Raw genomic sequence first — 7,729 nt, forward strand, 5'->3', positions numbered from 1 at the left:
ATTCGGTTACGCACCCAAAAACACCGATCAATGCCGGTCGCGACAGCAAAACCGTGTCCATTGGCAAATGAAGGAAGCGTTTGAATGTCCGTTCGCATTGTAATTTCGGCTTTCGTCCTGGCTCTGCTGCCTCTGGCAAGCTCGAGCCTCGCCCGGGCCGACGACAGCATGGAAAAAGCCAAGGCGGTAAAGGAAGAAGGCGGCAAGTATTTGGATGCGGATGGAAATCCGACCTACAAGATCGAAAACGGAACCGTCGATTGGTACACGTTCAGCGGCTACCGCCGGTATCATTCCGATTGCCATGTCTGCCACGGACAGGACGCGACAGGTTCGAGCTATGCGCCGGCTTTGGTCAACAGCTTGAAAACCATGGATTACGCCACATTCCTCTCGATCGTCGTCGAAGGCCGCAAGAATGTCGGCGGCGGCAAGGAAAACGTCATGCCTGCCTTTGGCGACAACAAGAACGTCTATTGCTACCTGGACGATCTCTACGTCTATCTGCGCGCGCGCGCGGATGGCGCGGCGCCCCGCGGAAGGCCGCCCAAGCACGAAGACAAGGCCCAGGCGGCGAAGGATGCCGAAGCATCCTGCATGGGTGGATGACATGATCGGCCGCGATGCATTGAAGCTGCGCGTCGTTCTGCCGATCCTCGGCACACTCGCCTTGCTGCCGTCGAACGCGCATGCGCAAAGCGCCGGCCTTGGCGCGGCGGGAGAACTGGTCGACCCTGACATTCTGCGCGTCTGCGCCGATCCCTCGAATATGCCCTTCACCGACAAGAGCGGCGAAGGCTTCGAAAACAAGCTGGCCGAACTGGTTGCCGCGAAAACCGGGCGCAAGTCCGTCTCCTACACCTGGTTTCCCACGATCACCGGCTTCGTGCGCAATACGTTGGGGGCCAACCGATGCGACATCATCATGGGCTATGCCCAAGGCGATGAGCTGGTGCAGAACACCAACGCCTACTATCGCTCCGCCTATGTGCTGGTGCATCCGAAAAGCCACGATATGGAAGGCGTGGAAACGATCGAGGATCCCAGACTCACAGGCAAAACGATCGGCGTCGTTGAAAGCACGCCGCCAACCGCCAACATGGCCGCCAACAAGCTTCTGCGGACCGCCAAGATCTATCCGCTTGCGGTGGATACGCGCGTCACCCCATCAATGGGGGAGGTCATGATCAAGGACATGCTGGCACACAAGATCGATGCGGCGGTGCTGTGGGGACCGATGGCAGGTTACTACGCCAAGGAACTCGGAGCTGATGTGACGATCGTTCCACTGGTGAAGGAAAAAACCGGCTCGCGCATGTCTTACCGCATCACCATGGGCGTACGTCCGTCGGACCAGGAATGGAAGCGGACGCTCAACCGGGTGATCAGGGAAAACCAGGCGGAGATCACCAGGATCCTGCTGAGCTACAACGTGCCGCTGATCGACGAACACGACAACCTGATTACCCAATGAATGGAAGGGAGACTATTTTCGTGCTGGTCGCCGCGAGCCTTCTGGGTCTGGCCGAGCCGACATGGGCTGGCGACATCGCCGAACCCAGCGGTTTCCGGATGGACGACTATCGGGCGCCGGTGCCGCGGACGCTGCAAGGCGCGAGGGTGGTGACGACGGTGGAAGCGGAAGCGCTGTGGCGAGCGAAAAAGGCGATCTTCTTCGACGTGATGCCGGACACGCCCAAACCGGCCAATTTGCCGGCAGGGACGATATGGAGAGACAAGGTCAGAAAGGACATTCCAGGCAGCATATGGCTGGCCAATGTGGGATACGGCGCTATTTCGCAGGAGACCGCCAGCTATTTTCGCCAAGGCCTCGCGGCCAAGGCCGGGACGGACAAGTCGCGCACGGTTCTGTTCTACTGCATGACGAATTGCTGGATGTCGTGGAATGCGGCGAAACGGGCCGTCCAGTGGGGCTACAGTTCAGTGATCTGGTATCCGCTCGGCGCCGATGGATGGGAAGATGCAAACCTTCCACTGGAGGAGAAAAAACCCTACGCAACGAACAATTGAAATAAGGACTGCAATTATTCTCGATAGTTTGTTTTCAATTTTTCAAAACCTATTGTTTCATTTGTCCATTTTGAAACTTGATGGACGAGCCATTGCGTCGGTGCCCTGCAATGGTTGGCTAACGACAGGATCGGTCCCTTCGGGCTGGTATAAGAGGAGAAATGTCATGAAGAAGAACTGGAAAAAACCGACCATGTGTCAGGTTGCCGCTGGCTTCGAAATTTCACGGTATCTGCCTGCTGAAATTACTCCCAAGAAGTAGGCCGCAGAGGTGCGCGTCCCTGGCGACAGGGGCGCGCATCCCCTCGCCGCATGGGATTTCCGTGAAAGATTTTGACGCACGCAAAGCGCGCGGACTGTCGTTTGTGACTGCAAATTGCCTGCAGGTCAGAGAAGCCGGCGCGCGGGCATTTTCATGCATTTGAGGATAATCGGATCGGCGGCGGGCGGCGGCTTTCCGCAATGGAACTGCAACTACCGTCTCAGTCGTGCGGCTCGCAACGGCATGGCAAGCGTGCATCCACGAACCCAGTCAAGTGTCGCCGCCTCGGCGGACGGGTTGGGCTGGGTTCTTTTCAATGCCTCGCCCGACATTCGCCAGCAAATCGCTGCAACACCTGAATTACAGCCTGCGGGCGATGCGCCGCTGCGCTCGACACCTATTCGCGCTGTGGTGCTGACCAATGCCGACGTCGATCATATCGCCGGACTGCTCAGCCTGCGCGAGCGGCAGCCTTTCGCCATCTATGCAACGGCGCAGGTTCTGGCGACGCTGGAGGCGAATTCGATTTTCAACGTTCTCGATCCAGCGCTTGTGCCGCGGCGCATCCTGCCGCCGGCGAAAGAGTTGGCCATCTGCGACGCAGAAGGCCGCGATACCGGCGTAATGATCGAGCCCTTTGCCGTGCCCGGGAAGATAGCACTCTATCTGGAGGATAGAGACCATCCGGATGCCAATTTCAGCTCCGACGCAGGTGACACGATCGGAGTCCGAATTGCCGGCATCGGCAGCCGCGGCTCCGTCTTCTATATCCCAGGCTGCGCGCGCATCGATGCGCGGCTGCGCGCGCGTCTCACCGATGCCGCCTGTCTTTTGTTCGACGGCACGGTCTACACCGACGACGAGATGATCGTCGCCGGCGTCGGTCAGAAAACCGGCTCGCGCATGGGGCATCTGGCGATCTCGGGAGAATTGGGTTCGATTGCGGGCTTGGCCGATGTGAAGGTCGGCCGTCGCGTCTTCGTCCACATCAACAACACCAACCCCATCCTAGACGAGAATTCCGCCGAGCACGCGGCGGTCAAGGCGGCAGGCTGGGAAATCGCAAACGACGGTATGGAGATGGAATTTTGAGCGACTTCCGCGATGCAGCCAAAGGCGGACTCTCCACGAGCGCTCTCGAAGCCGTATTGAGGCAGGTTGGCGCCGAGCGCTATCACAATCGTCATCCCTTTCACCACAGGATGACCAGCGGCGCGTTGTCGAAGGCCGAGATGAAGGCTTGGGCGCTGAACCGCTATTGCTATCAGGCGGTCATCCCACGCAAGGATGCCATGATACTCGTACATGCCGAGGATCCAGCGTTTCGTGCCGCGTGGCGCAAGCGGATCGAGGATCATGACGGCGAGGACGGCTGGAGCGGCGGCATCGCGCGCTGGCTGTATCTGGCAACTTCACTCGGCCTGGACGCCGAGGCCGTGAAGAGCGAAAGGCTGGCACTGCCGGCGACACGCTTCGCGGTGGGCGCTTACCTTTCCTTTTGCACAAACCGGACGCTGTTCGAGGCGGTCGCGTCCTCGCTGACCGAGATGTTTTCGCCACTCATCATCGGCGAGCGGGTGCCGGCAATGCTGGCCAAATACGACTACATCACCGAGGATACGCTTGCCTATTTCAAGCAACGGCCCGAACAGGCCTCGCGTGACGCCGACTTCGCCCTTGCCTACGTGCTCAGCCACGCCGATACGGCGGAGCGCCAGCAGCAGGCAATCGATGCACTGGTGTTCAAATGCGATATACTCTGGGCCATGCTTGACGCGCTTCAACACGCCTATGGCGAGCGGGGAAACATACCGCCCGGCGCCTTCCAGCCCGAGGCAGCCCTATGACGGCGCTGCGCGAAAGAGCTGTGGTGTCGTTGCGATCGGTACCTTCGCTGCCGAAGCACGTGCGCATACAATACGATCCCTTGCGGCAGGCATTCGCCGTGCTTTCACCGGGAAAGATATTCTGGCCGAACGATGTCAGTCTCGACATATTGCGACGCTGCGATGGACGGTCCACGGTCGGCGACATCATTGCCGGCCTTGCCGCCGATTATGAGGCCGAACAGGAGGCCGTGGCGACCGACGTCATCGCCTTCCTGCAGGAATGGTCGGACAAGCTGCTGGTGAGGCTATGAGCACGCCCCTCCTCCCTCCAATCGGCATGCTGGCGGAACTGACGCATCGCTGCCCGCTGCAATGCCCTTATTGCTCCAATCCGCTCGAACTGCTCAAGGCCAATCGCGAACTCGACACAGAGACCTGGCTCGCCCTGTTCTCGGAGGCCGCCGATCTCGGAGTGCTCCAGGTGCATCTGTCCGGTGGCGAGCCGACACTGCGCCGCGACCTCGAGCAATTGATCGCCGGGCTTGCGGGGCGCGGCGTCTACACCAATCTGATTACCGCGGGCGTTGGCATCGTCGAGGGCCGTGTCGAGGCATTTGCCGAAGCCGGTCTAGACCATCTGCAACTGAGCTTTCAGGGCGCGCGGCCGGCGACCACGGATCGCATCGGCAACCACAAGGGTGCCCACGAAAAGAAGCTGGAGACGGCACGCCGCGCGCGCGCGGCCGGTCTGCCTCTAACCATCAACGCGCCGATCCATCGCCATAACATCGAGGAGGTGCCGGAATTCATCGATCTCGCCCTTTCGTTGGGCGCGGAGAGGCTCGAGATCGCCAATGTGCAATATGCCGGCTGGGCGTTAACCAATCGCGATCAACTGATGCCGGAGCGTGAAGCGGTCGATAGGCAGGCGGAGATCGTCGCGGAGGCACAGGAGCGGTTGGCCGGCATCATCAACATCGATTTTGTGACGCCGGACTATTTCGCGATCTATCCCAAGCCGTGCATGGGCGGCTGGGCGCGGGACGCCTTCATGGTGACGCCTGACGGCACCGTACTGCCCTGCCATGCCGCACAGACGATCCCGTCGCTCAGCTTCGAGCGTTTCGAACCACGCAGGCTGTCCTCGATCTGGGCCGATTCCCCGGCGTTCAATGCCTTTCGCGGTACGGACTGGATGCAGGAGCCATGCCGCGGCTGTGAGCGGCGCGAGATCGACTGGGGCGGCTGCCGCTGCCAGGCGATGGCGATCGCCGGCGATGCCGCTGCAACGGACCCGGCTTGCGCGAAATCGCCGATCCATGCTCGCATGGCAATGCTGATCGACGAAGCCAAGCGCATTGCCACAGTTCCTTCGAGAGAAGAAGCATTCGTCTACCGGCGGATCGGTGCGGTGACCGAATCCGCCTGACCTGGCGAGAAAGCGCTTCTCACCCCCTCGGCAAGACGCGTAGCGTCTGCTCGTCAAACAATGGCTCGTCCTGGCCGATGCGCACAAAAAGCAGGCTGTACCCCTCACCCGCGGGCACCTCGAAATACTGCATGCCGTCAGGCATTTCACCCCAGTCGCCGCAGGGCGGTTCGGGAATCTCGTCGGAGCTGGCAAGTGCTTTCAGCTCTTTCGCATAGGCGGCGTCGGGGCTGAATGTGTAGCGTTTGACGCCGGCGGGTACCGTGCCCTCGGTGTAAGGCGCCAGCACACAGCGGGCGCTGACGGCCTTGTCGGTCTTTTCCAGGAACAGGCGCTGCAACGCAGCCTCGGCGGTTTCGCCAGGCTTGATGTCAAAGACCTCGACAAGAGGGTCAGCCGCGCCGCCGTCGCTGTATTTGATGGCGAGCGCTTTGCCGGCGAATTCGAAATGGATCTGGCGGAAGCCGAAATCGCAGCGCTGCGTCCAGGCGGCCAGCCCGACAGTTTTGTCAGACAATTTTTCCCAGGCGCATTTGTCGATGGGCGGGCGCGACGGCGCCGGCTCGTCCGCCATGGCTGGTATCGTCGCGGATGCAAGCAGGGCACTGGCCCAGATGGTCGATCGCACGCTATTCATCGCTGCATCCTGTTAAAATGAAGGCGTCCCAGGCCGAACCGCCTGGATTGGCATTGGCGAAATCGGCTCCTTCGGTGAAAGCCACGCCGAAACCGGGCAAGAGCAGCCCTCTCGGCGCCGGTGTCGCTTCGCGCGAATTCAACTGCTCGGCGCCGCCGCCGGTCAAGGCATAGACCTGGCCCTCCCATAGCCTGCACAATCCGCTACCGTCCTGCAGGCCGCCTTCCCGGTCGTCGTCGGTGCAGGCGTGGCGAATGGTGCCGAGCGGGAAGGAATTCTTGCCGTTGGTCCAGGTGATGTCGGCGGGCAGGCTCGTGCCGGCTTTGGGCACGGCCAGCGAAAACACTTCGGCCGTCAGCGCCGCCGGCTCGTTGGCGAGCGGCCGGAATTGCACGACGGCACCCGAGCGCGGCTCCTGATAGGTGGCGTGACTCAGGAGGCATTCTTTTGCCAAGGCCGCCTGCATCGGGCCGAGCAGGCCCAGGAGGAAAAAGGCCAGTATGCGGGTGATCATCCAATGTCTCTGGGAAAGCGTTGAGTCGGCCCGCACAGTCGCATCATCCGCGCAAAAGCATAGCAAAATCCGGAACGGCGGCGTTTGTCCGCTCCTGGACAAAACTTGTCCACGCAAAATCCCACCAGCCTGTATGGTCGAGCGCACTGATCGAAGGAGTGGTGATGCGGCGTTTGGTGATGACGACGGCAATATCCGCATTCGCCGGTGGCTCCGCGCTGGCGGCGCCGCCTTATGTTGGGACATGGTCTAGCGACAGGCTGAACTGCCACGCGGCTCCCGACATCCAACGCGAGACTGTGTTCACAGTGGACCAGGCGTCGCTGTCGTTCCCCGATCTCGGCTGCGAGCAGGCGACATTTCGCAAAAGCTCGACCGGTTGGGTGGTGCATGCCAGCCAATGCTACGGTTCCGACCCGTCGATCGAGGAGCCGTTCGCGCGTGTCATCCATATCGTCAGGCATGGGGCCACGCTGCGGTTCACCTGGCCTGGCTTCGACAGCGGACCGCTCGTCCGCTGTTGAAGGCGTCCGGCGCCTCAGACCAGGCCGACCAGAAAGGCGGCGCCACCGAGAAAGCCTGCCGAGCAGATCCATAACAGCCAGAGCCCCCGTACCCGGCATTCCAGCACCGCCGAGCCGGGGTTGGCGGGGTCATAGTGGACGTCGACCTTGCTGCCTTCGACATACTGCCGTGCCTGGCCGCCGACGAGGCCGGGCAACGAAGCCGTCACGGTTCCGCCGAAGGTCACACGATCGGCGCTGTAGCGCTGGCCGGCGACGTCATAGGAGTAGACGATGCGGGATTTGAAGACGGTGCGCCAGCGACCATGGCCAGAATGGTTTCGGAGCGCCTGCAGGCCCGAGTTATCGATGCGGCCGGCAGTGACCGGCCATTTTGCCGCCTGCTCGGCCAGCGATCTCTGGACGAAGCCCATGCGCAAGGCAAACAGGCCCATGAACAGCAGCAGCGCTCCCGCGCCGAGGTTTTGCGGCTTGGGCAAATGCGGCCTGATCGCCTCCAGGAC

11 protein-coding genes are annotated in these 7,729 nt (G+C 61.3%); 8 read left to right on the forward strand and 3 right to left on the reverse strand.

The features are described 5' to 3' along the window. The first annotated feature begins 84 nt into the window (after positions 1-84). The 7 genes from EN969_RS08735 to pqqE all read left to right on the forward strand — a co-directional run bounded on the left by EN969_RS08735 (position 85) and on the right by pqqE (position 5,551). Positions 85-609 carry a c-type cytochrome, methanol metabolism-related gene (locus EN969_RS08735; RefSeq protein WP_127419073.1) on the forward strand — a complete coding sequence of 175 codons (525 nt, stop codon included), beginning with the start codon at positions 85-87 and terminating at the stop codon, positions 607-609. Beyond that, a complete protein-coding gene (locus EN969_RS08740; protein ID WP_013532072.1) occupies positions 581-1,474 on the forward strand; it encodes a quinoprotein dehydrogenase-associated putative ABC transporter substrate-binding protein in 894 nt (297 codons plus the stop codon). The genes EN969_RS08735 and EN969_RS08740 overlap by 29 nt, the downstream gene beginning before the upstream one ends. Further along, entirely contained in the window at positions 1,471-2,031 is a 561-nt protein-coding gene (locus tag EN969_RS08745) for a PQQ-dependent catabolism-associated CXXCW motif protein (RefSeq protein WP_027162625.1), read from the forward strand. Before EN969_RS08740 ends, EN969_RS08745 begins: the two co-directional genes overlap by 4 nt. A gap of 415 nt (positions 2,032-2,446) precedes the next feature. Continuing rightward, a complete protein-coding gene (pqqB, locus tag EN969_RS08755) occupies positions 2,447-3,385 on the forward strand; it encodes a pyrroloquinoline quinone biosynthesis protein PqqB (RefSeq protein WP_063167844.1) in 939 nt (312 codons plus the stop codon). Then, complete coding sequence (pqqC, locus tag EN969_RS08760) at positions 3,382-4,140, forward strand: pyrroloquinoline-quinone synthase PqqC (RefSeq protein WP_063167843.1); 759 nt, start codon at positions 3,382-3,384, stop codon at positions 4,138-4,140. Before pqqB ends, pqqC begins: the two co-directional genes overlap by 4 nt. Beyond that, entirely contained in the window at positions 4,137-4,433 is a 297-nt protein-coding gene (gene pqqD, locus EN969_RS08765; RefSeq protein ID WP_127419074.1) for a pyrroloquinoline quinone biosynthesis peptide chaperone PqqD, read from the forward strand. The genes pqqC and pqqD overlap by 4 nt, the downstream gene beginning before the upstream one ends. Continuing rightward, positions 4,430-5,551: a pyrroloquinoline quinone biosynthesis protein PqqE gene (gene pqqE / locus EN969_RS08770; RefSeq protein ID WP_063167842.1), complete on the forward strand. Its 1,122-nt coding sequence runs from the start codon at positions 4,430-4,432 to the stop codon at positions 5,549-5,551. The genes pqqD and pqqE overlap by 4 nt, the downstream gene beginning before the upstream one ends. Before the next feature lie 19 nt (positions 5,552-5,570). Here the strand turns inward: pqqE and EN969_RS08775 are convergent, their stop codons facing one another. Together EN969_RS08775 and EN969_RS08780 are read right to left on the reverse strand one after the other, a co-directional pair. Then, positions 5,571-6,068, reverse strand: coding sequence for a hypothetical protein (locus EN969_RS08775; protein WP_245465364.1), 498 nt, complete (start codon positions 6,066-6,068; stop codon positions 5,571-5,573). 112 nt (positions 6,069-6,180) lie between these two features. After that, positions 6,181-6,702, reverse strand: a complete 522-nt coding sequence (locus EN969_RS08780) for a hypothetical protein (protein ID WP_013532080.1) — start codon at positions 6,700-6,702, stop codon at positions 6,181-6,183. A gap of 164 nt (positions 6,703-6,866) precedes the next feature. Here EN969_RS08780 and EN969_RS08785 point away from each other — a divergent pair, with 164 nt between their 5' ends. After that, complete coding sequence (locus tag EN969_RS08785) at positions 6,867-7,226, forward strand: hypothetical protein (RefSeq protein WP_013532081.1); 360 nt, start codon at positions 6,867-6,869, stop codon at positions 7,224-7,226. 14 nt (positions 7,227-7,240) lie between these two features. Here EN969_RS08785 and EN969_RS08790 read toward each other — a convergent pair. Then, positions 7,241-7,729: DUF3592 domain-containing protein (locus EN969_RS08790; protein ID WP_164758186.1), on the reverse strand; the 489-nt coding region annotated here is incomplete at its 5' end.

Source organism: Mesorhizobium sp. M7A.F.Ca.CA.003.01.2.1 (assembly GCF_003998945.1).
In the GTDB taxonomy this organism is placed as follows: Bacteria; Pseudomonadota; Alphaproteobacteria; order Rhizobiales; family Rhizobiaceae; genus Mesorhizobium; species Mesorhizobium ciceri.